Origin of the sequence: Mycobacterium arosiense ATCC BAA-1401 = DSM 45069 (genome assembly GCF_002086125.1) — a bacterium.
Lineage (GTDB): Bacteria > Actinomycetota > Actinomycetes > Mycobacteriales > Mycobacteriaceae > Mycobacterium > Mycobacterium arosiense.
The window spans coordinates 1-23,545 of sequence record NZ_MVHG01000027.1 but is presented as its reverse complement, the minus strand read 5'-3'; the positions used below and the strand labels follow the sequence as shown (position 1 = coordinate 23,545).

25 protein-coding genes, 1 tRNA gene and 2 pseudogenes are annotated in these 23,545 nt (G+C 66.2%); 15 read left to right on the top strand and 13 right to left on the bottom strand.

The window, feature by feature from the left end; translation table 11 throughout:
- Positions 1 to 11: 11 nt before the first annotated feature.
- The 5 genes and pseudogenes from BST14_RS13120 to BST14_RS13100 form a co-directional block, all read right to left on the bottom strand.
- The gene (locus tag BST14_RS13120) at positions 12 to 923 is read right to left on the bottom strand and encodes an SDR family NAD(P)-dependent oxidoreductase (RefSeq protein ID WP_083064867.1); all 912 of its coding nucleotides are present in this window, start codon (positions 921 to 923) and stop codon (positions 12 to 14) included.
- A 158-nt stretch (positions 924 to 1,081) separates the two neighbouring features.
- Complete coding sequence (locus BST14_RS13115; RefSeq protein ID WP_083064866.1) at positions 1,082 to 2,290, bottom strand: cytochrome P450; 1,209 nt, start codon at positions 2,288 to 2,290, stop codon at positions 1,082 to 1,084.
- Positions 2,291 to 2,303: 13 nt separating this feature from the next.
- Positions 2,304 to 2,519 (bottom strand): annotated as a pseudogene (locus BST14_RS13110) (aldehyde dehydrogenase family protein); the annotation flags it as partial.
- Positions 2,520 to 2,573: 54 nt separating this feature from the next.
- Positions 2,574 to 3,482, bottom strand: coding sequence for an SDR family oxidoreductase (locus BST14_RS13105; RefSeq protein WP_062894806.1), 909 nt, complete (start codon positions 3,480 to 3,482; stop codon positions 2,574 to 2,576).
- Between the two features lie 264 nt (positions 3,483 to 3,746).
- Positions 3,747 to 4,721, bottom strand: coding sequence for an oxygenase MpaB family protein (locus BST14_RS13100; RefSeq protein WP_081231523.1), 975 nt, complete (start codon positions 4,719 to 4,721; stop codon positions 3,747 to 3,749).
- A gap of 115 nt (positions 4,722 to 4,836) precedes the next feature.
- Between BST14_RS13100 and BST14_RS13095 the strand changes: the two genes are divergently transcribed.
- Positions 4,837 to 5,499 carry a TetR/AcrR family transcriptional regulator gene (locus BST14_RS13095; RefSeq protein ID WP_158085870.1) on the top strand — a complete coding sequence of 221 codons (663 nt, stop codon included), beginning with the start codon at positions 4,837 to 4,839 and terminating at the stop codon, positions 5,497 to 5,499.
- A gap of 4 nt (positions 5,500 to 5,503) precedes the next feature.
- Here BST14_RS13095 and BST14_RS13090 read toward each other — a convergent pair whose 3' ends face one another.
- Positions 5,504 to 5,914, bottom strand: a complete 411-nt coding sequence (locus BST14_RS13090) for a limonene-1,2-epoxide hydrolase family protein (protein ID WP_024636715.1) — start codon at positions 5,912 to 5,914, stop codon at positions 5,504 to 5,506.
- 94 nt (positions 5,915 to 6,008) lie between these two features.
- On the opposite strand from BST14_RS13090, the gene BST14_RS13085 reads away from it, so the two are divergent.
- The 3 genes from BST14_RS13085 to BST14_RS13075 all read left to right on the top strand — a co-directional run bounded on the left by BST14_RS13085 (position 6,009) and on the right by BST14_RS13075 (position 8,517).
- Positions 6,009 to 6,659: a TetR/AcrR family transcriptional regulator gene (locus tag BST14_RS13085; RefSeq protein ID WP_062894812.1), complete on the top strand. Its 651-nt coding sequence runs from the start codon at positions 6,009 to 6,011 to the stop codon at positions 6,657 to 6,659.
- A 77-nt stretch (positions 6,660 to 6,736) separates the two neighbouring features.
- Complete coding sequence (locus BST14_RS13080; protein ID WP_062894814.1) at positions 6,737 to 7,573, top strand: alpha/beta fold hydrolase; 837 nt, start codon at positions 6,737 to 6,739, stop codon at positions 7,571 to 7,573.
- The gene (locus BST14_RS13075; RefSeq protein WP_062894816.1) at positions 7,570 to 8,517 is read left to right on the top strand and encodes an SAM-dependent methyltransferase; all 948 of its coding nucleotides are present in this window, start codon (positions 7,570 to 7,572) and stop codon (positions 8,515 to 8,517) included. Before BST14_RS13080 ends, BST14_RS13075 begins: the two co-directional genes overlap by 4 nt.
- 74 nt (positions 8,518 to 8,591) lie before the next feature.
- Here the strand turns inward: BST14_RS13075 and BST14_RS13070 are convergent, their stop codons facing one another.
- Positions 8,592 to 9,257, bottom strand: coding sequence for a TetR/AcrR family transcriptional regulator (locus BST14_RS13070; RefSeq protein ID WP_066911740.1), 666 nt, complete (start codon positions 9,255 to 9,257; stop codon positions 8,592 to 8,594).
- 241 nt (positions 9,258 to 9,498) lie between these two features.
- Between BST14_RS13070 and BST14_RS13065 the strand changes: the two genes are divergently transcribed.
- The 3 genes from BST14_RS13065 to BST14_RS13055 all read left to right on the top strand — a co-directional run bounded on the left by BST14_RS13065 (position 9,499) and on the right by BST14_RS13055 (position 13,067).
- Positions 9,499 to 10,284: a spirocyclase AveC family protein gene (locus BST14_RS13065; RefSeq protein ID WP_062894819.1), complete on the top strand. Its 786-nt coding sequence runs from the start codon at positions 9,499 to 9,501 to the stop codon at positions 10,282 to 10,284.
- Positions 10,285 to 10,297: 13 nt separating this feature from the next.
- Positions 10,298 to 11,503, top strand: a complete 1,206-nt coding sequence (locus tag BST14_RS13060; RefSeq protein WP_024636709.1) for a cytochrome P450 — start codon at positions 10,298 to 10,300, stop codon at positions 11,501 to 11,503.
- 487 nt (positions 11,504 to 11,990) lie between these two features.
- Positions 11,991 to 13,067, top strand: a complete 1,077-nt coding sequence (locus tag BST14_RS13055) for an alpha/beta hydrolase (protein ID WP_081215563.1) — start codon at positions 11,991 to 11,993, stop codon at positions 13,065 to 13,067.
- Between the two features lie 157 nt (positions 13,068 to 13,224).
- On the opposite strand, the pseudogene BST14_RS13050 reads toward BST14_RS13055, so the two are convergent.
- Positions 13,225 to 13,912 (bottom strand): annotated as a pseudogene (locus tag BST14_RS13050) (IS3 family transposase); the annotation flags it as partial.
- Between the two features lie 235 nt (positions 13,913 to 14,147).
- Between BST14_RS13050 and BST14_RS30060 the strand changes: the two are divergent.
- The 3 genes from BST14_RS30060 to BST14_RS13035 all read left to right on the top strand — a co-directional run bounded on the left by BST14_RS30060 (position 14,148) and on the right by BST14_RS13035 (position 15,124).
- Positions 14,148 to 14,246: transfer RNA gene (locus BST14_RS30060), tRNA-Ser, on the top strand.
- Positions 14,247 to 14,365: 119 nt separating this feature from the next.
- Complete coding sequence (locus BST14_RS13040) at positions 14,366 to 14,803, top strand: Rv1443c family protein (protein ID WP_142279389.1); 438 nt, start codon at positions 14,366 to 14,368, stop codon at positions 14,801 to 14,803.
- 27 nt (positions 14,804 to 14,830) lie between these two features.
- Positions 14,831 to 15,124, top strand: a complete 294-nt coding sequence (locus BST14_RS13035) for a hypothetical protein (RefSeq protein WP_083064887.1) — start codon at positions 14,831 to 14,833, stop codon at positions 15,122 to 15,124.
- Here BST14_RS13035 and BST14_RS13030 read toward each other — a convergent pair.
- The 3 genes from BST14_RS13030 to BST14_RS13020 form a co-directional block, all read right to left on the bottom strand.
- Positions 15,119 to 15,904 carry an MBL fold metallo-hydrolase gene (locus BST14_RS13030; protein ID WP_083064864.1) on the bottom strand — a complete coding sequence of 262 codons (786 nt, stop codon included), beginning with the start codon at positions 15,902 to 15,904 and terminating at the stop codon, positions 15,119 to 15,121. The genes BST14_RS13035 and BST14_RS13030 overlap by 6 nt on opposite strands.
- 8 nt (positions 15,905 to 15,912) lie before the next feature.
- Complete coding sequence (locus tag BST14_RS13025) at positions 15,913 to 17,472, bottom strand: AMP-binding protein (protein WP_083064863.1); 1,560 nt, start codon at positions 17,470 to 17,472, stop codon at positions 15,913 to 15,915.
- A gap of 93 nt (positions 17,473 to 17,565) precedes the next feature.
- Complete coding sequence (locus BST14_RS13020; RefSeq protein WP_169926086.1) at positions 17,566 to 18,159, bottom strand: hypothetical protein; 594 nt, start codon at positions 18,157 to 18,159, stop codon at positions 17,566 to 17,568.
- Positions 18,160 to 18,366: 207 nt separating this feature from the next.
- On the opposite strand from BST14_RS13020, the gene BST14_RS13015 reads away from it, so the two are divergent.
- The 3 genes from BST14_RS13015 (at position 18,367) to BST14_RS13005 (ending at position 20,958) form a co-directional block, all read left to right on the top strand.
- Entirely contained in the window at positions 18,367 to 19,158 is a 792-nt protein-coding gene (locus BST14_RS13015) for an SDR family NAD(P)-dependent oxidoreductase (RefSeq protein WP_083064862.1), read from the top strand.
- Positions 19,159 to 19,176: 18 nt separating this feature from the next.
- A complete protein-coding gene (locus BST14_RS13010) occupies positions 19,177 to 20,118 on the top strand; it encodes a catalase family peroxidase (protein WP_083064861.1) in 942 nt (313 codons plus the stop codon).
- Between the two features lie 69 nt (positions 20,119 to 20,187).
- A complete protein-coding gene (locus BST14_RS13005; RefSeq protein WP_142279391.1) occupies positions 20,188 to 20,958 on the top strand; it encodes a sulfite exporter TauE/SafE family protein in 771 nt (256 codons plus the stop codon).
- Positions 20,959 to 21,002: 44 nt separating this feature from the next.
- Here the strand turns inward: BST14_RS13005 and BST14_RS13000 are convergent, their stop codons facing one another.
- Positions 21,003 to 22,088: a glutamate--cysteine ligase gene (locus tag BST14_RS13000; protein WP_083064859.1), complete on the bottom strand. Its 1,086-nt coding sequence runs from the start codon at positions 22,086 to 22,088 to the stop codon at positions 21,003 to 21,005.
- 22 nt (positions 22,089 to 22,110) lie between these two features.
- Positions 22,111 to 22,524 carry an anti-sigma factor antagonist gene (locus BST14_RS12995; protein ID WP_083064858.1) on the bottom strand — a complete coding sequence of 138 codons (414 nt, stop codon included), beginning with the start codon at positions 22,522 to 22,524 and terminating at the stop codon, positions 22,111 to 22,113.
- 179 nt (positions 22,525 to 22,703) lie between these two features.
- On the opposite strand from BST14_RS12995, the gene BST14_RS12990 reads away from it, so the two are divergent.
- On the top strand, positions 22,704 to 23,321 hold the full coding sequence (locus tag BST14_RS12990; protein WP_083064857.1) for a TetR/AcrR family transcriptional regulator: 618 nt from the start codon (positions 22,704 to 22,706) through the stop codon (positions 23,319 to 23,321).
- A gap of 46 nt (positions 23,322 to 23,367) precedes the next feature.
- Positions 23,368 to 23,545, top strand: a 178-nt coding sequence (locus BST14_RS31690) for a transposase (RefSeq protein ID WP_142279208.1), incomplete at its 3' end; no start/stop codon positions are given.

The following is a 23,545-nucleotide window of genomic DNA, read 5'->3' as shown; positions in this document are numbered from 1 at the left end:
CAGTGGCGCGGTCACAGTACGGGCGCGGCGGATTCGGTGACCGAGGCGTCGTGGAGGTTCATGACGTCGGCAAGGTTGTCGGCGATGTCTTCGGCGGTCAGCGCGTCCCTGGCGAAGCCGGGTCCACGCACCACGGCCAGGCGCGCGACGCTGCCCATCCCAATCTGAAGAACCTCACCGGTCAGTGGGCACGAGTCGTGAGCCAGGAACACCGCTGCCGGCGCGCATAATTCGGGCGGCATGGCGGCGTTGATTTGGTCCATGACGTCGGTGGGTATGGACAGGTGCTCGGCCAGGGCGTGGGAGTGTGAGGCCGACATGCGGGTGAACGCGCGCGGCGCGATGGCGTTGACCGCGATGCCGTGCGCGGCTCCCTCGGTGGCCAGATTCCGGGTCAGTCCAAACACTGCACCCTTTGCTGCCCCGTAACTGCTCAATTCGGGGATACCGCCGAGCATGGCTTCAGAAACGGTGTTGACCACCCGGCCGTATCCGGCGCGGATGAAGTGCGGCCAGGCGGCGCGGGTGACGAGCACGGTGCCGAGATAGTGGACGTCGATCATCGTGCGAAACTGGCTGACGGTCAGGTCGTGGAACGGGGCGGGATCGTGGATGCCGGCGTTGTTGACGATGGCGTCCAGCCGCCCAAACTGTTGGAGCGCGGTGTCGATGATGTCGGCGGCGGCGCGTTCATCGGCGACCGAGGCAAAACAGGCGACGGCTTGGCCGCCGGAGGCGTTGATCTCCTCGGCGACCGCTTCGGCGGGCGCCCGAGAGTGACCGCTGCCGTCGATGTCGGCGCCGCTATCGACGACGACGACGCGTGCTCCCTTGGCGGCCAACAGCAGTGCGTGGCTTCGTCCGACCCCCCGGCCCGCGCCGGTGACCACGACCACCCGGTCATCGAAGCGCAGTCCGGTCACGACCCCCTCCTGTCTGCGATTGTGCGGTTCGAGGCGACTGCGCCCACGTGGCAGACCGGTCCACCGCAGGCGATTCGGGGCAGCGCCGCAGTAAGCGGTGCTGCGGGCGCCCGCCGTGCATCATCGCGTCGACCCGTCGTGGAACCCACCGCCACCTCTTAGGTGTCGGCGCCGAACCGGACCGGCAGCGACGTCGGCGATCGGAACACCTGCCCGCGGATGTGGGGATCGTTGCCGTCGGGGTCCAGCCGCAGGTTGGGAAGGCGGTCCAATAAGAGATTGACCGCAACGCGCATCTCCATGCGGGCCAGGTGCATTCCCAGGCAGACGTGCGGACCGTGACCCCACGAGATCGGGGTCCTGGGTTGACGGAACAGGTCGAACCGGTCGGGGTCGGGGTAGCGGTTCTCGTCGCGGTTGGCGGCACCGAGCATCGGCATCACCGAGGACCCGGCGGGGATGGGCACCCCGGCCAGTTCGGTGTCGCGGGTGGCCACACGCGTGATCGACAGCAGCGGCGCCTCCCACCGCACGGCCTCTTCAATGGCTGCTGACAGCAGTGTGCGGTCGTCGCGCACGGCGTCGAGCTGATCGGGGTTGGACAGCAGCCCGAACAGCAGGTTTCCCAGTGAGCGGTAGGTGGTTTCCACCCCGGCGGGCAACAACAGATGCAGGAAGCAAAAGATTTCCTCATCGGAGAGTTTCTCTCCGTCGATCTCGGCGGCGGCCAGGCCGCTGGTGAGATCGTCGCGGGGCTGCTCGCGGCGGGCCGCAAGGATCGGCACCAGGTAGTCACCCAGCGCCTTGGTGGCTTCGGCGGCGCGCTCGGGATTGACCCCTACTGACAGGAGCGAAATGGACCACCGCTGAAACTGTGGATAGTCCTTTTGGGGTAGGCCCAGCAGGCCGGCGATGACTCGGCTGGGGTAGGGAAAGGTGAATTCCTTCACCAGATCTGCGCTGCCGCGATCGGCGAACGTGTCGATCAGCTCGTTGCCGACTCGGCCGGCAAGATCGGTTTCCCAGCGCGCCAGCGCTTTGGGGGAGAAGGCCTTGGAGACCAGTGCGCGGTGGCGGGCGTGCTCGGGCTCGTCCATGCCGACCATGACGTGTTTGCCGATCCCGAAGAAGTCCTTGATGATGGCCGAGGAGAAGGTTTCGTTGTCGCGCAACAGTTCCTGAATGTCCTCGTGGCGGTACACCATGAAGACCGGTTTGCCCTCCTCGCCGGGCATGACCGAAAAGTCGAGGCGCTGAATGGGTTCGGTGCGCCGCATCCGCGACAGTTCGGTATAGGGGTCGCGGACGTCGCCGGCCACGGCGTCATCGAAGGACCCGAAGTCCTCCAGATCATCGAATAATTGCATGCGCTAAAACCTTTCAGCTGGCTGGGTAGGCCACGGACTTCACCTCGGTGGACTGGTCGAACCCGGCGACACCGTTGTGGCGGCCGACACCGCTGGCCTTGAAACCCCCGAACGGGGTGTCGGCGCCGTATCCGACTGTGCCGTTGAGTCCGATGAACCCGGTGCGCAGCCGCCGCGCCACGGCCAGTGACCGTTCTAGTGATCCCGACATCACGTTGCCGGCTTGGCCGTCGACCAGCTGTCGTCAATGAGCATCCGCGACTCAGACCGACCGGTAACTGCCTCAGACACGGTTCTCGCTTTCCGGGCGTGGCGCTGCGCTCGTGGCCTTGGCGGCGCCGTGCCGTGGAAGGCCCATGGCGATGCGGATGATCTGGTGCATCGCCCTGGCGGGCAAAAGCCGGTTGAGGATGAGCAGCATTTTGGCGTCGACGCCGACGGCGTGCCGGGCGTAGGGCGCAGTATCGTCGAGGGCTTTGGCCAGTGCGTGCGCGAAACGTCTGGGCGGGCTGGCCATCCGGATGGCCAGTCGGCCCCGCCGCTCGATGGTGGTGGTCAAGGCGCCGTAGGGTCCGCTGAAGTCGCGGTGGTCCTGCACCCCGGCGTCGGTGATGATGTCGGTGTCAAACACCCCGGTCACCAGGACGCTGACACCCAGCCCGAACGGCGCGATCTCGGCGGCCAGGGCTTCAGCCCACCGCTCAGATCCGGCCTTGGACGCCGAGTACGACGCCGTGCAGGGCATCCCGCGGACACCGTTTTCGCTGGCGATCACCACGATGCGGCCGCGTCCGGCGGCGCGCATCGAGGGCAGCAGCGCGTTGGTCAGTGCCACCGGGCCGAACAGGTTGGTGGCGAACAGCTGCTGCCACACGTCGAGGTCGAGTTCTTCGACGCAGCCCACCGCGGTGATCCCGGCATTGTGCACCACAGCATCCGGGGCTCCAACCGCCTCGAGGATGGCCTTGGCTGCGTTCGTGATCGATGCCGGATCGGTGAGATCGAGTTGCACGCCGATCAACCGCGAACTGTCGGCGGGGGCCCCGGTGGCATCCAGTATGTTTTGCAGGCCGATCTCCGGTGTGCGCATCGCCGCGACGACTCGCCATCCGGCCTTGTACAGGTGGGCCGCCGAGGCCAGCCCCAGCCCGCGCGAGGCCCCGGTGATGACGACGCTGCGGGGCTCACCCATGGCTGACCTGCAGCGCGCAGCGTGGACTGTCAGAAACCGTATCGACGGCGCGATGGCTCTGCGATCGGCCCCGTATCCGCGTCGACCCCATCACTGCCCGGCACGGTCTCCGTTGGCCGGCCGTGTCATAGAAGCTCTGCACGCTGGTCACTTTCGTGTCATCCCTTACTCCCGTAGCGCGGGTCGAATCGGAAAAGCTCGCCGTGAGCGTCTCCATCGCCACGACGACTCCTTCGCGGCATGTCGGCTCTGCGTGAGACAACCTCAGCGACCGCAGGTTTGGGTGGCGCCGGGCACGAAGGACACCAGTCCGACACCCTGATACCGGGCGACGATGCGCTCGTACTGGCGGCGGTTGCGGGCCAAGGGTGTTTCGGTGATGCGGCGCGGCAGCCGACGGTAGGCCCCGCGCAGTACCCGGCTGAACACGAGAAATTCGATGTCGTGTCGGCGCGTCCAGGGCATCGGGACCAGGGCGCGGACTCTGGGGTGCATGATGCCGAATCCGAGGATGGCCGCAATATGCCCGAAGATCGGGCCCAGAAGGAAATACAGCGGCGCGGTGATCGCCGGCATGTGCGCGGGCCGCCTTGGGTGCAGTGTGGCGGCCATGACGATGTCCAAAGCTTCGGTGTGGGTGAGCTTTTCGGCGGCAACATGATCGTAGTAGGCGCACAGCTGTGGATAGCTGGTCGGAAGTTCACGCGCCCGGCCGGGCATCTGCAAGTCGGCGGTGAGTGCTCGGTAGCGGTCCCAGACGGCCTGATCGCCCGTGTCGTCGAGCTGTTCACCGGTCAGCGCGATGAAGGCGCCGCGGTGCATGAAGAAGATGCTGATCAGATTCCAGTTCCAGGCCTCGGGGTTGAGCCCGCTGTACCGGATCCCGTCGTGTGTCACGCCTTTGATGTCGCGGTGCAGCCGCACCAGGCGTTGCATCTCTTCGCGGCGATGGGCGCCGTTCGCCAGCAACGCCACTTGGTCTGACGCCGCCGTGCGCCGTGCCCGCCCATACGGGTTGTCGCGGATGCGGGCGGTGTCAACCAGAGAAGCTGACACCATCGGCAGCATCATCTCGTCGAACAGGGCCGGGGAGAACAGTGCCAGCAACCGGGTTCCCATGATGCGTTCGAAACGGTCGGCCACCGAGGCGGTTGGCGCGTCAGCAAGACACGACGCCGCGGGGTGGTCGTGGATCGGTGCTGATGACGCGATCAACACGTCAGGCGATTCAACCGACATGAGGCCTCTCCCTCAGATCTGGGCAGATCTGGCGCAGCGCGACACCAGAATATATTCTGGTGTCAGATTGCACCAAACAGTCCGAAGGGTCAAGGGCTCTGGGATACTTTTTGCGATGACTTCTGTTGCGCGCTCTTACGGTGGCGTCACTGCCGAGCGGCGTCGCGCCACCCGGCGTGCGGCGCTGCTGGAGGCAGCCCTGGACCTCTTCGCCGAATACGGTGCGCGCGCGGTGTCTAAACGTGCGGTGTGTTCACGCGCGCGACTCAACGACCGATATTTCTACGAGCACTTCACCGATTCCGACGCACTGCTAGAAGCCATGGTCAGGGATCAGACCACCGCCGGGCTGGAGGCAGTCGGCGCCGCTGCCAATGGTGTCGGTTCCGATGTCGGCGCGCAGATCCGCGCCACCGCTGCTGCGTCGCTGGTATTTCTCACTGCCGATCCGCGCCGTGGCCAATTGCTGTTGCGCTCGCACACCTCCGACGTGATGCAGCGTGCGCGCGTGGACAGCACTCGGGCGATCGCCAACGCGATGACCGCGATGCTCACCGATACGGCCACCACTGGACCTGCTAGCCGGCTGGATACCGAGATGGCGTCGTTTGCGTTGGTCAGCGGTGCGATGGAAGTGATCGCCGGCTGGCTGCGCGGTGATTTCGCCACCGACCAAGATCACGTCGCTGACACCGTTGCCGGGCTGTTACTGGCCATCCCCGACATCGCGGCCGCGTTGCCAGCCGTCTCGGCGAACAGCATTCCACTGCGCCGGTGAGCTGTTAGGCGGTGGGCACCAGCGCCGAGATGTCCTCGCCTTGCAGGATTTTGACGGTCAGGTTGACGTCGAAGTAGTCGGTCCAGCGGGTGATTGTGCCGTCCTCGTCGACCACGAATGTTCCCATCACCGGCACGCCCGGTTTGGATCCGTCGGGGGCCTGAATGTAATCGAGTCGTTCAGTGAGAACGATCGGACCGTCGTGGGCGATGTTGACGATCTCAAACGCATAGGCGTCGGGAAACATGGAGAACTGGGCGGCCATATTTTCCACGATGGCGTCGGCGCCCACGGTGGCGGGCATGCCGACGTTCTGATATACCGCACCGTCGGCCAACAGCGGGCGCAGCGCCTCGGCGTCGCGTTTTTCCATCAGCGCGCAGAACTGGCGGACGACATCAACGGGATGAGGCATCAGCAACCTCCGGTGAGCTACAGGGGAACGGACAAACGGGTGTTTAAATGCAGACGGTAGGTCACCTACAACCAGTATGCAATAGGCTGGTGGCGTGGCCGCTGGTCGGGAACGTTTCGACACCAAGGCGCGGCGCACCGCGCAGGCTGAGGCCACCCGTGCAGCGTTGATCGACGCTGCGCGTGAACTTTTCGTCGAGAAGGGCTACCACGACACCGGGACCGAGGAGATCGTGCTGGCCGCCGGTGTGGGGACGCGCGGAGCGTTGTATCACCACTTCACCGATAAAAAGGCGCTGTTTGAGGCCGTCTTCCTGACGGTCGAAGAAGAACTCGTGATGGCGGCAGCGCAGAAGCTCACCGGCGATGCGGATCTGTCGGCGCTGGACGTGCTGCGACGCGGCCTGCTCGGCTTCCTCGACGCCTCTTTGACCAAGCCCGTGCAACGGATCCTGCTCATCGACGGACCGGTGGTGCTGGGCTGGCAGCGCTGGCGCGAGCTGGAAAGCCACTACGGCCTGGGCGCTATTAACGCCATGCTGCAACGCGCCGCCGACGAGGGCGACCTCGCCGCGGCACCGTCGATCGACGTGCTCGCACATCTGCTGCTCGCGGCCGCCGACGAGGCCGCGCTGTTCATCGCCAACGCCACCGATCAGGTCGCAGCGCGCGATCGAGCGGTGCACACCCTGGATGCACTCGTCGAAGGATTGCGCAACACCGACCGCGCGACCGCTCATGATTGACCCACATACAGGCTGTATGTAGGCTCGCACGTCACGCGGCAGATCTCATGGAAGAAGCTGCCGTCAAAGGAGGCGTGATGGGCAACAGCTGCACCGTGGATGGCGCAGTCGTCGACTTCACCGACACCGGATCGGGGCCAGTCGTGGTGTTCGTGCACGGCGTTTACGTCAGCGGGGCGATTTGGCAGCGGGTGGTCGCAGCACTGGGGGAGCGGGTGCGCTGCATCGTGCCGACCTGGCCGCTGGGTGCCCATCTGCCGGTCGCCCGTGATGTCGACCTGGGTGCCGGCGCCGCGGCGAGGCGCATCGTGGCCTTTCTCGACCAGCTCGACCTGCACGATGTCACGGTGGTGGCCAACGACACCGGCGGCGGGCTGGTGCTGGCCGCGCTGGGCGACCCGTCGCTGGACGTGTCGCGCATCGCCAGCCTGGTCTTCACTAACTGTGACAGCTACGAGCACTTCCCGCCTGGCCAGTTCAAGCTCGTCGTGCAGTTGTGCCGACGAAGTCCCGCCGTGGGCCGAGCGGTACTCGCCATGCTGGCCAGCGCGGTGGGTCAGAACGTGTTCCTGCGGGCGGTGTGTCGCACGCGACTGTCCGCGGGAGAACGCGCCGAGCTGTTCGGTGCCTTCCTGACCAACGCCACCACGCGTGCGCAAGCCGCCACCGTCACAGCGTCGTTGGATCCGGCGCTGACCCTGCGGGCGGTCGACGCGATCCAGCGCTTCGACAAGCCGGTGGCCGTGGTGTGGGGCACCGATGATAAATTGTTTCCCTTCTCCGATGCCGAGCGGCTCGCCCGTGATTTCCCTCGGGCCACGCTCATCAAGATCGCGCGCAGTCTCGCTTACGTGATGATCGATGCACCCGAGGAACTGGCCAGCGCCATCGTCGACATCGCGGCCGCGTCATGACCGGCAACGATGGCTGGGATGTCACCACCAATCTCGGAACCACCGCGCTGGGGGTGGCGGCCCAGCGGGCCGCCGAGACAGCCCAGAACGATCCGCTGTTTCGTGACGAGTTCGCCGCGGTGCTGGTCGCGGCCGTCGACGAGCCCGGTTGGCAGATGATGGCCTCCGGTGACCTGTCCTGGATGGGTCCCGAAGATGACAACGGCCGCCGGGCAGCCACGAGCGGGCGCGATTACGTCGCCAGCAGAACCGTGCATTTCGATGACTTCCTCGCCGCCGCCGTCACCGCGGGAATCCGTCAGGTGGTCATCCTCGCTGCCGGTCTCGATGCCCGGTCGTATCGCCTGAACAGCCTGTCCGGGGTGGTGGTCTACGAAGTGGATCAACCCAGCATCCTGGGTTTCAAGCACACCGTGTTGCAGGCTCATGGCGCGGTACCGGTGGCGGATATGCGCGCGGTGCCGGTCGATCTTCGCGACGACGAGTGGCACTCAGCGCTGAGCGCGGCGGGCTTTGATGCCTCGGCGTCCACGGCGTGGCTGGTCGAAGGGCTGCTTCCGTACCTGTCGTCTGCCGATCAGGAGCACCTCTTCGACCGGGTACTCGGGCTCAGCGCCGAGGGTAGCTGTATCGCGGCGGACGCCTATCCCAGTGCGTCGACCCATCTCGGTGAGGATCGGATGAGCAGCTGGCGGCACGGGGCCGCTGAGATCCGCGACAAGATCGGCGTCGCCATGGACGTGGCGGCCTACATCAAGCACGAGGACCTCACCGACATTGCCGATTGGCTTGCGCGCCGCGGATGGATCGTCGACGCCCTCGACAGCCGCGAGCTGATGGCGCGCCTCGGGCGCGCTCTGCCTGCCGACCTGATCGGTGTCCTTCCGATCAGCTCCCTGATCACCGCCACAATGCCTCCGGGATCTGCCCTGACCAGCCCATGACGTCTACAGCCGCATTTCGTGACTGGTCACCGCGGTGATTCATTCGGCATGTTCGGTCGCGCCGTTCTTGGCTTTCAGTCGCAGCGATGCAGGAAACCGTGCAGGATCGCTTGGACGAGTTCGTCGACGATCGCCTCACGGGAAGGCTGGTTGGCCCCGAAGAAGGTCGAGCGCAAAGCGACCATGCCGGCGATCGTTGCGACCGTGGTGTGCGCGGGCAGGTCGGGCCGACCGGCCCGCAACCCGCGCAGACGCATGCCCTCAGCGCTGATCTGACCGAGCACGCCGAGCGCCCGCGTGATGTCGGCGATACCCGCGTCGGTGATCTCGTCCTCGCTGAGCGTCTCCGATGCGACGAGCGTCAGCAGAAGCCCTCGATGTTCGACGACCACGTCGTAGAGCTGTCCGACGAAATGTCTTGCCAATTCCTCTTCGTCGGTTTCGTCGGGGACCACTGATTGCCACGTTCGGCCGAATTCGTCGACGAAATCGGTGAACGGTAGGACGAGGGCTTCCCGGAACAGTCCGGCTTTTGAGCCGAAGTTGCGGAACAGCAGGTACTCGTTAACGTCAGCGGCTTCGGCGATCTCGCGTGTCGTGGTGCTGCGGTAGTCCTTGCGAGCGAACAGCTCACGCGCGGCATCCAGGAGAAGTCGGCGCGGCTCACCGCGGGGCCGGCGCAAGGCCTGTACCGGCGCATCTGCCGTTGCCCGATCCTTGGCGGAAGGTCGCTGGGGCACGGTTGTTCTCTCCTTGGACCGCGCTGAGCGGTTGACGGCATTCACAATAGTCGGCCTTGACCAACCGCCTTAGAATAGTGTCCACTATTAACGCGGTCGTGGTGCTGGTTCGGCGAAAGGGTGTGGGTATGGGCGCAGTCATCATGCTCGGCACGCTGCTCGGGTTGATCATCGTGATCTTCGGGCTGGTCTGTTATTTCGACCCCGAAGCGCGCCGCCGTTCGGGTCAAGAAACCACGTCATGACGACCGAGCTGACGCCGTTGCTGATGGCGGCCAATGCCTTCGGCTGGCTGAGCGGCATCGGGTTCACCGTCACCGGGATCTATCTGAGCGTTCGCCGCCGCCGGTTGCACCCGCTGCTTCTTCTGTGCATCTCGGCGATCTCGTTCTCATGGATCGAAGCCCCGTACGACTGGGCGATGTATGCGCAATTTCCGCCGGCACTTCCACGCATGCCGTCGTGGTGGCCGTTGAACATGACCTGGGGCGGGCTGCCCTCGTCGGTGCCCCTGGGATACATCGGCTACTTCTGCATTCCGGCCGTCGTCGGCGCCGCACTGGGGCGCGGGCTGAGCGCACGGTTCAACTGGCGCAGGCCGATCACGCTGCTGGCCGTGGGCCTGGCCGTCGGGTTCTGCTGGGCCTTGCTGTTCAACGGGGGCCTGGGCGCCCGAATCGGCGTCTTCTACTACGCCTACGTGATCCCCGGACTGGGACTCTTCGAGGGGGCCCTGCACCAGTACCCGATCTATGACGCCATCGCGATGGGTATTCAGATGATGGTCTTCACCTATCTGTTGGGCCGGACGGATCCGCAAGACCGCAATGTCATCGAGATGTGGGCCGACCGGCTCTCTAAGACCAAATTGCAGTCGGCGGCGCTGTCTGCCGTCGCCGTCATCGTCATCGGAAACGTCCTCTACAGCAGCGTTTTCGCCCCCCACCTCCTGACCAAACAGATGGGTTACGTGACCTCCGGTCCCGATGTGCAATTGTTCCCCGGCGTGCCGAACCAACCCAGGTAGTGAAAGAGGATCTGTGATCAGCAATCGATCTGCGGAGCTATACTACGACCCGTTCGACTATGACATCGATGACGATCCGTATCCCGTGTGGAAGCGGATGCGCGCCGAAGCGCCACTGTACTTCAACGACAAGTACGGCTTTTATGCGTTGAGCCGCTACGACGATGTCGCGCAAGCGCTTCCGGACTGGCAGACCTATCGCTCCGGACGGGGCACTACCGCAGACATCTTGTTCAGCGGCCTCGAAGTTCCGCCAGGAATCCTGCTGTTCGAGGATCCTCCGCTGCACGACTTGCACCGTCGCCTGCTGTCACGCGTTTTCACCCCACGGCGCATGCTGGCCGTAGAAAGCCTGGTGCGTGACTTCTGTTCTCGCGCACTGGATCCGCTGCGCGACGCCGAGGGCTTCGACTTCGTCGCCGATCTCGGTGCAATCATGCCGATGCGCACCATCGGCTATCTGCTCGGCATCCCCGAAGAAGGCCAACAGCGCATCCGCGACCGCAACGACACCAGCATCACTGTTGGATCGCAGCATGAAGACACCGGCGGCGTCAGCGCGACCATCTTTGAGGACTCGATCGCATTGTTCGCCGAATATATCGAGTGGCGAGCGACCCATCCCTCCGACGACTTGATGACCGACCTACTTAGCGCCGAGGTCCAAGAACACGACGGATCCCGGCGACGGCTTGAGCGCACCGAAGTCCTCGCCTACACCGCCATGATCGCCGGCGCCGGCAACGAGACCACCGCACGCCTGATCGGTTTCATGGGCCAGCTGCTAGGGGAACATCCCGATCAACGACGTCAACTCGCCGCCGACCCGGCCCTGATTGGCTCAGCAGTGGAGGAGACCTTGCGCTACGAACCGCCCTCACCCGTCCAAGCCCGCTACGTTGCACGCGACACCGAACTCTACGGACGCACCGTGACCGAAGGCTCCTACATGTTGCTGCTCAACGGCTCAGCCAACCGTGACGAAACCAAGTTCACCGACCCCGACCGCTACGACATCCACCGCAAAGGCGGTCATCTCAGCTTCGGACAAGGAGTGCACTTTTGTCTTGGCTCAGCCCTAGCGCGACTCGAGGCACGAGTCGCCTTCGAGGAGGTCCTCAAGCGATGGACCGACTGGACCGTCGACTACGACAACGCAAGCAGAGCCCACACCTCCAGCGTCCGAGGATGGGCACGCCTTCCGGTCACAACCGTTTAGCCCGCCCGCGCCGCGCTGCGCAGCTTGAAACGGCGCTGCAGTCCTTACGGGAAGTCGATCCGCGGTGTGTCTCTACGAAACCGTGTCCCGAGCGCCGGGCGGTCAACGGGGCGCGGATTCGCTCGTGCCCGAGCGCCTGGGGCCGACCATCGCACAGTGGATGAGTCTCTACACCGAGGTGGCTCGCCCGCGCTCCCGGATCTTCTCGCGGTGACGTTCGCGGCTGAGTCGTCTGCAACGGTTCAACGCCTACCAAAGGATCAGTAACTACATCCGCGAGCACAGGTCGACCAAATATTTGTCCGCAATCGTCCCTCTGGGTCAGATATGACCCATCGCAAACGGTATGAACGGCTGAGGCGGCGCTGTCCCTTGAACCAAACATCTGTTCCGACTACAGTGCCTTAGGAAGCCGAGAACAGGGCGGGCAATGACAGTGAAGCCTCGTTTACTGCCAGGGCTCCTCCGTATCACACCAGGCGAGGCTATGGCACGCAGGCAGCCCAACAGCCGCTCTGCCGCGGTGACCAACACGGCCCTTCGTATCGGTGTCATGGTCATGCCGTGGATCCCGCCGTGGCTCAAACGCCTCCTCGCTGGCCGCAGAAGGGTCACCATCGACGGCAACACTCTTGACAGCACGCTTCAATTGATACTGGCCGCCCAACGACGCACACGCACGGGCGGCCTGTCGGCTGCTGGCGATCCAGGAATCGCCCGCGCCCTGATGCGCAACTCGCACTCGGTGATGGGCACCCACGTCGCCGTCCCCACCACCGACCTCACGATTCCGGGTCCCGACCGCCCCCTGCGGACGCGACACTACCGACCGACCCTCGCGGGAGCGGCCCCACTGCTTGTCTTCTTCCACGGCGGTGGTTTTGTCGTCGGCGACATTGAATCCCACGACGGACTGTGCCGGATGATCTGCAAAGACGCCGCGATACATGTGTTGTCGGTGGACTACCGGCGCGCGCCTGAACACAAGGCCCCAGCCGCGGTCGACGACTGCGTCGCGGCCTATCGCTGGGCACTTGGACACGCTGCCGCACTGGGCGCCGACCCATCCCGAATCGGCGTTGGCGGCGACAGCGCGGGCGGAAATCTAGCGGCGCTGGTCGCGCTGCGCAGCCGCGACGAGGGTATTGGGCAACCGGCGCTGCAGGTGCTGCTCTATCCGAGCCTCGACCTGTCCGCGGAAACCCGGTCGCGCACCCTGTTCTCGGACGGATTCTTCCTGTCCAAGCAGGACATGGACTGGTTCAAAGAGTTGTATCTGGACGGCGCCGGCCTGGCAGCCGACGATGCGCGGGTATCGCCACTGAAGGCCGCCGACCTATCCGGCCTGGCACCGGCCCTGGTGCTCACCGCGGGATTCGATCCACTGCGCGACGAGGGAAACGAATACGCCACGGCATTACGCTCGGCCGGTGTCAGCGTAGACCACCGCCAGTTCGATGCACTTACACACGGCTTTGCCAGTCTCGCCCCCTTCGGAGGCGGCAGCGCCGATGCTATCGCGGCCACCATCTCGGCCATCCGCGCCCACCTCAGCCGCGCCTGACCCGAAAACCGGCGCATTATGCCAACGCCGGTCCCCGCAGCCCAGCACTGCAAAACACGACTACAACCACCGCCGCCCACATTCGCCCTGGCCCGCCACCCACCTACCAACCCACTACGCAGCCCCGATGAGTGAGGGCCCCGCTCATCGTGGACGCTCAACACGCTGGTGAACCGCAATCGGAGGACCCATCTGTGATGTCGAAGCTGGCAGTAGTGACCGGCGGGGCTTCCATGTCGACGGGTGGGATGTCTCCGCAGTATTGGTAGCGGCGGCGGTGGTTGAACCAATTGACCCATTCGGCGGTGGCCAGTTCGACTTCTTCGATGGTGCGCCAGGGCTTGCAGGGTTTGATCAGCTCGGTTTTGTACAGCCCGTTGATCGTTTCGGCCAGAGCGTTGTCGTAGTGGCGAACGCCCCGACCGAGGGTTGGATTCCCGCTTCGGCGAGTCGTTCGGTGAACCGGATCGAAGTGTACTGGGCCGCGATCTGTATGGTGGACGACATCTTCAGGTCGAACACGCCCTCTAGCGACGGGTCCAGATGGCCTGCTCGATCGCGTCGAGCACCATCGAAGTCGCCATCGTCGCCGCGACCCGCCTGCCCAGGATCCGCCGGGCGTAGGCGTCAACGACGAAGACGACGTCGGCGAACCCCGACCAGGTCGACACGTAGGTCAGATCGGCCATCCACAGCCGATTGGGTGCCGGCGGCCCAAACAGATGCCCAGCAAGATCAGCCGGACGCGCTGCGACTGGATCGGCAACTGTTGTCTTGCGGGCTTTGCCGCGGGTCGCCCCGGACAGGCCGAGTTCGGCCATCAACCGCTCGACGGTGCAACAGGCGGTGCCGCCTGGAGGATCCGCACGGCGCTAGGCCCAAATGCGCCAGAGTTCTTCCAGTGCCGCTGGACCGGCGGCGCTCCCCGAGCAGATCCGGGAATTGCTGCGGCTACATCACGCAAGGGTTTACATCATCTCTGGTCATGCCGGCCGCTCGTGCCTACGGATCACAGCTTCAATTTCATCCGCTCCGCATCCGCCGCGCCGCTCGTATCGCGTGTTCTGAACCCCCAAGATTGGTCCAGTTCGTCCAGCTTGACCAGCATGAACGTCTGGCTTCTGACTTCGCCTCAGCTTCACACGCGGAAGGTCGCTGGTTCGATCCCAGCCGGGACCACCCATCATCGCAGGCCCGCCGTCGCCCGCACCCTCGCGGCCGGCCCAGACGCCGAGTCCCACGGCGCCAAAACCGCCGGCGCTATTGCCGGATCGCGCCCGCTCAGCCACCATGACTGCATGAGTAAGGTAACCCTAACAACCGAGTTACCGATCCCGGTCGAGACGGCGTCCGCGCTGGCGCGCAAGCCCGAGCTGATGCGCCACGTGTTGAGCCCGGTGCTGCGGGTGTACCGGCTCGACGTCCCCGATCGCATCGAGGCGGGGACCCAGGGGTCGGCGCGGTTCTGGTTGTTCGGTGTGATCCCGGCCTGGACGCATCACCTCACCATCAAGCGACTCGAGCCGACCGAGATCTACACCAACGAGCACGGCGGACCCGTCCGCACCTGGAATCACCGCCTGACGTTCGAACCCATCGACGAGCGCAGCTGTCGCTACACCGACGAGATCGAAACCGACGACGGCCTGCCCGGGCTGCTGACCCGCGCCTTCGTCCGGGTGATGTTTCGTCACCGGCATCGGCGATGGCGCAACCTCGCGCGGATTTTGCACTGACAGCGCCCACCCGCGAGGATGGTGAACATGGTCGGCAATCAAGAGGGCGTCGGCATGCTGAAACTCGAATGCCCACAACAACATCCCGTCGGCAGAATCCTCAAAGACGCCCCGCATCAATCCGTGCAGTTCGACCCCGGGGCCCAGGTCGGGCCGCGCCGGTTCTGGCCGGACGAAGACGAACAACCAAACTTCAAGGCGCTCTGCAGGTTCTGCGACAAGCCGGTGGGGGACGCCACGTCGACCCTGCAGTCCAAACTCACCGCGGTGATCGACGACGCATCGGCGACCGCGGAGACGGCGACGCTGCCTTACCTATAACCCGATCCACTCGCCGTGCGGAGCGACCTTCAGCACGTTGCTGATGCCGGCCTGATCGAACGCCGCGACGAATTCGTCGACGCCCTCGGTGAAATGAGCCCAGCCGTCGACGTGCGCGGGGATCACCGCCTTGGCGCCCAGCAGTTCGGCCGCGGCCGCCGCGCGCGTCGCCGTCAGCGTCAACGGCCGCCCACGCTCCTTGGCGGGCACACTCGCCGCCCCGGCGAACAGCACGGCGATGTCGACCTGACCCACGCGATCGGTGACGTCTTTGACCGCGGCCATCGACGCGTTGTCGCCGCTGAGGTACACCGTCGGCAGGCCTGGCCCCGACAGCGCGAAACCCGTCACCCCGCAGTTAACGTGACCGTCGGCGTCGCGCTGTCCGTCGGCCGGACCGTGGACCGCCGGAACCGCTTGCACGGTAGACGATTCGGGTCCGCCCTGTAATTCGTGGGACTGCCAGGGCGCCAACCCGACCGCCGGCGGGCCCAACCGGCTCGCGGCGCCGGGGTGGGTGAGCAGCAACGGTGCCGCCAGCGCCATCCGGCGGCCCTCGTCGTCGAAATTGTCGGGATGCTGGTCGTGGCTGACCAGCACCGCATCCACCGGCCCCAGGGCCTCGGCGCTCACCGCCAGACCGGTGAGCTTGGTCAGGTAGGCGTGCACGCCCGGCGGATCGAACGTCGGGTCCATGACGATCCTGCGGCCCGCGATGTCGATGACAGTCGTGGGACCACCCAGCACGCTGATCGCGCCGTCGCGTCGCGCCGCATCCACCCGAGTGCTCAAATGCCCCGGCCGCGATCGCGCCAAAACGGCTCCCGCAACTGGTTTTTCAGGATCTTTCCGCTCGCGTTGCGGGGGAGTTCGGGCACGAAGTCCACGGTGCGCGGACACTTGAAGCCGGCCAACTGCCGTCGGCAGAATTCGATGATGCCGGCGGGATCGACGTCGCCGTCGGCCACCACGATCGCCTTGACCGATTCGCCCCAGAAGTCGTCGGGCACCCCGATCACGGCGGCGTCCTGCACGGCGGGATGCTCGATGAGCACGCTTTCCACCTCGGGGCCATACACGTTCTCGCCCCCGGTGATGATCATGTCCTTGATGCGGTCCTCGATGTAGAGGTAACCGTCGGCGTCCACGCGACCGATGTCGCCGGTGCGCACCCAATCGTCGGCGGTGATGGTCTCGGCCGTCGCGTCCGGGCGGTTGAGGTAGCCAGTCATGTTCTGGTTGCTGCGCACCCACACCTCACCGGACTCGCCGGCCGCCAACGGGTTACCGGTCTGTGGGTCGACGATGCGAATCTCGCAGCCCAGCACGGCCTTTCCGGCCGCCAGTTGCAGCTCGGGCCGCGCCGCATCGCGGTGATCGTCGTCCGACAGGGCGGTGACCGCGCCGCACAATTCGGTCTGCCCGTACACCTGCACGAATTTCGTGCCTGGCCACGTGGACAGCGCCCGCTGCAACAGCGGCAGCGGCATCGGTGCGGCGCCGTACACGATGTAGCGCAGCCCGGCGATGGCCGCGGCCGCCGCCGCGCCGGCGTCGAGGAACCGGGCGATCACCGGCGGAACGAAGAACGCGTGCGTGGCGCCGGCGCGCACCGCGCCGATCAGCGTTGCCGCGTCGGGCTCGCGCGTCATGAATGTCGGTGCGCCCGAACGGATTCCGAACAGCGCATAACCGATCCCGCCCACGTGGAACAACGGCATCGCCGCCAGATTCGCGTCGCCCTCGTTGAAGGGAAACGCCGGAGCCAGGTTGGACGCGTGATTGACCAGCGCGCGCTGGCTCAGCAGCACGCCCTTGGCGCGCCCGGTGGTGCCGGAGCTGTAGATCACCAACGCGGTTTCGTTCTCCTCGACGCTCGCGTCCGGCCGCGCCGGTGCCGCCGCTGCGAGCAGCGATTCATATTCGTCGCCGACCTCGATGACGCGTTGCAAGCTCGGGACACGCTCGGCGGCGGCCTCGGCGGCCGGGCGCAGCTCGGCGCCGACGAGCAGCACGCGCGCGCCGCTGTCGGTGAGGACGTGGACGAGCTCGTCACCGATCACCCGCCAGTTGACAACAGTGGTGACTACGCCGATGGACGCGCCGGCGATGAGGACTTCGAGACAGGCGGGGTGATTCTTGTCCAAAAAAGCCACGCACTGGCCCCGCTCGAGACCGGCGGCGCGCAGCGCCCCGGCCGCACGGCGGATCCGCGAGCTCCATTCGGCCCAGGACCACTGGCGTTCGCCGTAGTGGATGGCGATCGCGTCGGGCCGCTGCTGTGCGTGTCGTTCGATGATGCCGGCGAGCGTCTCCGCCGTGCTGGTCGCCGTGTCGGCTGGTGGCATGAATCCCTCCGCGTTCGATTCGTACCAGTTTGTAATACGCGATCGGTTTTGCGCGCGCGACGCCGACCCTCGCCCGCGCAATCGGCTAGCGGCTCATTGCAGGGAGCTGATCATCATTGCGCCCTCGCCGACGGCCTGGGTGGTCGCGCTGCTGTCCTGCCGGAAGTCGATGAACGCCGACCGGCCGTTCGAGGTGCTCAGCAGCTCGGTGAAGGTGCCGATCACCGGAATCGCGCCCTGCGGATCCAGCACGTTGGCGGTGTAGTTGATAGAGGCTTCCTGCTGGAAGTTGGGGCCGGGTAGGCGTTTGGTCTCGGGCGGGCCCAGGCGGTTCACGTCGGTCAGGATGGCCGACGCGCTGCCGGTGAACTGATCGACGTCGGCCTGCAGCAGATCGGCGGCATCAGCGCTGCCCGCGGGTTTGACGGTGATCCGCAGCTGTGCGCTGGTGTCGGCATTGCTCAGCGCCACCCAGTTCGGGCCGCGGTGTCCGACCGTCCAGCCCGGCGCCGGGGTGACGGAGACGCCTTGCGCGATGGCGATGGCGTCGTCGGACATCAATGCGACCGCGGCGGTCGGTTCGGCCCGGTGGGCGGTGGGGCCGAGCAGGACCACGGCGGCCGCGACGATCGCCCCGAATCGCCACCCGGTCCGACGGGACAGCGCCCATGGCTGAAGTGTTGGCATCGTTGTTCCTAACGCCGTCGGGCGCTGCGGAGTTCGCCCGTGGGCTTATCGTCCTCCAGTTGTGACGGCAATGTCCAAGACGGGTTTGCTATCCCTCGATAATGCCGGCCTATCGAACCGGCAAGGAAATTTGTAAAGCCAACGGGGCGAACGTGTGTCACCATGACGGGGCCGACCGGCTGACCGACCGACAGATAAGGATGCGACATGGTGAACGCCGACCGCGCCCGTTCCCGCAACTTCGTCGTGACCGGCGCCGCGTCCGGAATCGGGTTGGCCACGGCGCGGCGATTGTTGGCAGAGGGCGGCACCGTGATCGGCGCCGACCTGGCCGCCCCGCCCGATGACCTGGGCGCGCGGTTCACCTTCGTGTTTGCCGACGTGACCGACGAAGCCGCGATCGCCGCGGTGCTGGCCGCCGTGCCGGGCCGCCTCGACGGCCTCTTCCACGCCGCCGGGGTCGCCGGGGGAGGCCCGGTGCACCTGCTCGACCGTGCCGAATGGGACCGGGTGATCGGGATCAACCTCACCGGCACCTTCCTGGTGGCCAAGGCGGCCCTGGCCAGGATGATCGACCAGCCCCGAGCCGACGGCGAGCGGGGCTCGATCGTGACGGTCGCCAGCGTCGAAGGCCTGGAGGGCACGGCCGGGGGCAGCTCGTACAACGCGGCCAAGGGCGGCGTCGTGCTGCTCACCAAGAACGTCGCGCTCGACTACGGACCCAGCGGCATCCGGGCCAACGTCATCTGCCCCGGCTTCATCGAAACACCCATGGCCCACAGCGTCTTCAGCATCCCCGGGATGGAGGGGCCGCTGGCCTCCATCACCAAGGAGCACGCCCTGCGGCGGCTGGGGCAGCCCGACGAGATCGCCGCCATGGCCGCCTTCCTGCTCTCTCCCGACGCATCCTTCGTCAGCGGCCAGGCCCTCGCCGTGGACGGCGGCTACACCGCCGGCCGCGATCACGGTGTGGTCGAACTCTTCGGCTTTCCCGACTGATCCGACTAAGATTCGTCCATGAGCGGTGGACTTACTCCTGACCAGGCGATCGAGGCCATCCGGGGCGCCGGCGGGGCACAGCCCGGTTGCCGCGCGTTGCACGCCAAGGGCACCTTGTACCGCGGCACATTCACCGCGACCCCCGACGCGCTTATGCTCTCGCGCGCACCGCATCTCGACGGTTCGACGGTGCCGGCGCTGATCCGCTTCTCCAACGGGTCGGGCAACCCGAAGCAGCGCGACGGCGCGCCCGGCGTGCGCGGGATGGCGGTGAAGTTCACCCTGCCCGACGGCTCCACCACCGACGTCTCAGCGCAGACCGCCCGGCTGTTCGTTTCCAGCACACCGAACGGATTCATCGACTTGCTCAAGGCGATGCGGCCCGGCCTCACCACGCCGCTGCGGATGGCCAAACACCTGCTCACCCATCCGCGGCTGCTCGGCGCCCTACCCATCCTGCGCGAGGCGAACCGGATCCCGGCCAGCTACGCCACCACCGAATACCACGGCCTGCACGCCTTCCGCTGGATCGCCGCCGACGGCAGCGCCAGATTCGTTCGCTACCACCTGGTTCCGACCGTATCCGAGGAGTACCTGTCCGGATCGGACGCCCACGGCAAGGACCCGGACTTCCTCACCGAGGAACTGAATGCGCGGCTGGGCGGCGGGCCGGTGCGGTTCGACTTCCGGGTGCAGATCGCCGGGCCCACCGACTCGATCGTGGACCCGTCGGCCGCCTGGCAGAGCACCCAGATCGCCACCGTGGGCACGCTGGCGATCACCGGTTTGGAAACCGAGCGCGAGCACGGCGGCGACATTGTGGTGTTCGACCCGATGCGGGTGACCGACGGCATCGAACCCTCCGACGATCCGGTGCTGCACTTTCGGACCCTGGTTTACTCGGCCTCGGTCAAGCTGCGTACCGGCGTCGAACGCGGCGCCGAAGCCCCGCCCGCCTGACGGACGGCAGTCGCCTTCGGTACGAAATCTGGGGCACGCTAAGGTTTTTCTTCGGTGTCGCCATTTCAGATGTTCCTCGTATGCCTGGCCGGGCTGGGTGCCGGTGCGATCAACGCGCTGGTCGGTTCCGGCACACTGATCACCTTCCCGACGCTGGTCGCGCTCGGTTATCCGCCGGTGACGGCCACCATGTCGAACGCGACGGGCCTGGTGGCGGGCAGCGTCTCGGGCACCTGGGGCTATCGCGCCGAGCTGCGCGGCCAGTGGGATCGGCTCAGGTGGCAGCTCCCGGCATCGCTGGCCGGTGCGGTGCTGGGCGCCTACCTGCTGCTGCATCTGCCCGAGAAGGTGTTCGCCGACATCGTGCCGGTGCTGCTGGTGCTGGCGCTGGTCTTGGTGGTTATCGGGCCGCGGATCCAGGCGTGGACGGCCCGGCGCGCCGCGGGGGCGGGCCGCTCACCCGAACACGTCAGCCCGCGCCGGATGGCGACGCTGGTGTTGGGCACGTTCGCCGTCGGCGTCTACGGCGGCTACTTCACCGCCGCGCAAGGGATTCTGCTGGTCGGTCTGATGGGCGCCCTGCTACCGGAGTCGGTGCAGCGCATGAACGCGGCCAAGAACCTATTGGCGTTGGTGGTGAATGTGGTTGCCGCTCTTGCCTATACGACGGTGGCGTTCGACCGGATCAGCTGGCCGACCGCCGGGCTGATCGCGGCGGGGTCATGGGTCGGCGGGCTGCTGGGCGCGCGGTATGGGCGCCGGTTGTCGGGCAATACGTTGCGGGCGATCATCGTGGCCGTGGGGCTGATCGGGCTGTATCGGCTGCTCGCGGTGACCTGAGCAGAACCCGGTCGCGGCAACGGGATTGGCCGCAAGGATATGGCTCAACTCAGCGTCGCCGCGGCGGCCTCGGCGATGACATCGGACACCTTATTGCGCTTGCGCCACGCCCGCAGCTGACGCATCGCCCCGTTGCCGTCGGTGACGACGCGGGCGAGCTCGTCGCGAACGTGGTCGTATTCGCCCAGCGACTCCAGGGCCGGGCGCACCCGCTGCATTAACGCCCTCAGTTGCTCGGCCGCCGGTACCGCGCCACGGCCGTGAATCAAATCGAGTGCTTGGCCGGACAATCCGTCGTGTGCGGCCTTCCAATACGCCGCGCGCAATGCCCCCGGTGGCAGCCGCCGCGCGTCGTCGGGCGAGTCGAGCGCCGTCATCACCGCCGCCCTTATCAGCGTGGCGAGCAGCACGGTTTCGGCGACGGTGGCCGGCACGTCGGCCACCCGGACCTCCACGGTCGGGAAGTCCGCGGAAGGCCTTACGTCCCAATAGATCATGTCCTTGTCCAGGATCACCTTATTGTCGACCAACATGCGCACGGCCTCGTCATACTCGTCGGGTGAGGCGAAGTACGGCGGCGCCCCGGCGGCGGGCCAGCGCCGCCACAGCACGCTGCGCCAACTCGCGTGTCCGCTGTCCGAGCTGCGGTACACCCGCGAATTAGCCGACAGCGCAAGCAAAGTCGGCAGCCACGGCCGAAGCCAATTGCTGACGTGGATGGCCGCGGCGCGGTCGGGCACCTGCACGTGCACGTGGCACCCGCAGATGCCCTGCTCGTGGGCGATCATCCCGAACTCTTCGCCGATCCGCCGGTAGCGCGCGGTGTCGGTGACCGGGAACTCGTGCGGCGTGGAAGGCGGCAGGCCACAGGCCAGCAGTGCAACCCCGGCGGCCTGTGCGGCCTGCGCCGCCGTGCGTCGCAACCTGCTCAGTTCCGCGCCGAGCTCGGCGCTGGTCGCCGCCACGTTCGACGTGGTTTCCACCTGGCAACTGCTGAGCTCGAGCTGCAGTTCGACGCCGCGCGACTTCGCCTCTGCGGCCACGGCAACGTTGCGCGGGGCGGGCTCGCCGGTTCGCGGGTCGATGAAAAGAAATTCCTCCTCGGCACCCACAGTGGGATGGTCGACCATTGAGCCGGTTACAGCCCGAGGCCTACCAGCGGTCAGCCGCGGACAGCGCGGAGTCCACGGTCGGGTAGATGGGCAGCACGCCGGACAGGCCGCAAGCATCGACGACGCGGGCGACGATCGACCCGCAGCTGACCAGGCGCAGGTCGATCCCGCGTCCCTGGCAGCTTTTCGCCTCATCGGCGAGCACCGCGAACGCGCAGCAGCCCATGAAGTCCAGCCCGGTGACGTCGACCACGAAGGGGCCCGGAGCGGTGACGCCGCTGGCCGCCTCGCGCACCAGGTGGCGCCAGGTGTCCTCGTTGCAGGCGTCGACCTCGCCGCCGGCGTAGATCACCACCGACGGGCCGCAGCGATCCGCGGTAGCCCGCAGCGTGCTGTTGGGGTCACCGAGTTCGTAGACAAGCTTCGTGCTCAGCGTCAAATGAGTGGTCGGCATCTGCTCGACAATGACGGAATTCGTGATGGACCCCCTGATCGACAGGCGCCGCAGACGCCTCGATGGATGCCCGTCCTAATGTCTGAAGACAGACTGTTCGCGGATGCGAATCTCATTTCTATAACGAGACAGGGCGGTCTGTCTACCGGCGAGGGGCTAAGAGTACGGTAAGGCCTGGTATGAGCCCTCCCGATGTCGAAACCTCCGCCGCGTCGCCCCGCGAACGCGTCCTGGCCGCGGCCTATGACCTGTTCAGCCAACGCGGCATCCGCGCGGTGGGCACGGACGAGGTGATCGGGCGGGCCGGTGTCGCCCGGGCGACGCTGTACCGCCATTTCGCGACCAAGGACGACCTGGTGCTGGCGGTGCTGCAGCGTCGGGAGGAGATCTGGACGCACGGTTTGATCGAGGAGCAGTCGCGCCAGCGCGGTGACACCCCCGAGGAACGGTTGCTGGCGATGTTCGACGTCATGCACGAGTGGTTTCAGCTGCACGACCGATACGAGGGCTGCTCGTTCATCAACGTGCTGCTCGAGCTGGGGCCCGAGCATCCGATCGGAAAGGCGTGCATCGGCCACATCGAACACGTCCGCGACATCGTGCGTGGCCGCGCCATGGCGGCGGGTTTGACCGACGTGGAGGACTTCGCGTCGTCGTGGCACATCCTGATGAAGGGCGCCATCATCCTGGCCGCCGTCGGCGATCGGGACGCCGCGCTGCGAGCCCGCAAGATGGCCCGCCTGTTGATCGACGAACACCGGCCACCGCTGGCGGTGGACACCGGCGAGGCCGTCTAGGGCGTGTCTGGCAAAGATTTTGGATGTTGTGCCCGAGGCTTGAGTCATGTCGCGGTTTCAGTTGCTCACCGATGCTCAGTGGTCGTTGATTGAAGATTTGCTTCCGACTCGGACAGGCAAGCGGGGCAGGCCCTTTCAGGATGCCCGCTCGATGGTCGAGGGCATTATTTATCGGTACCGGTGTGGGATCGCCTGGCGAGACGTGCCCGGGGCGTTCGGGCCGT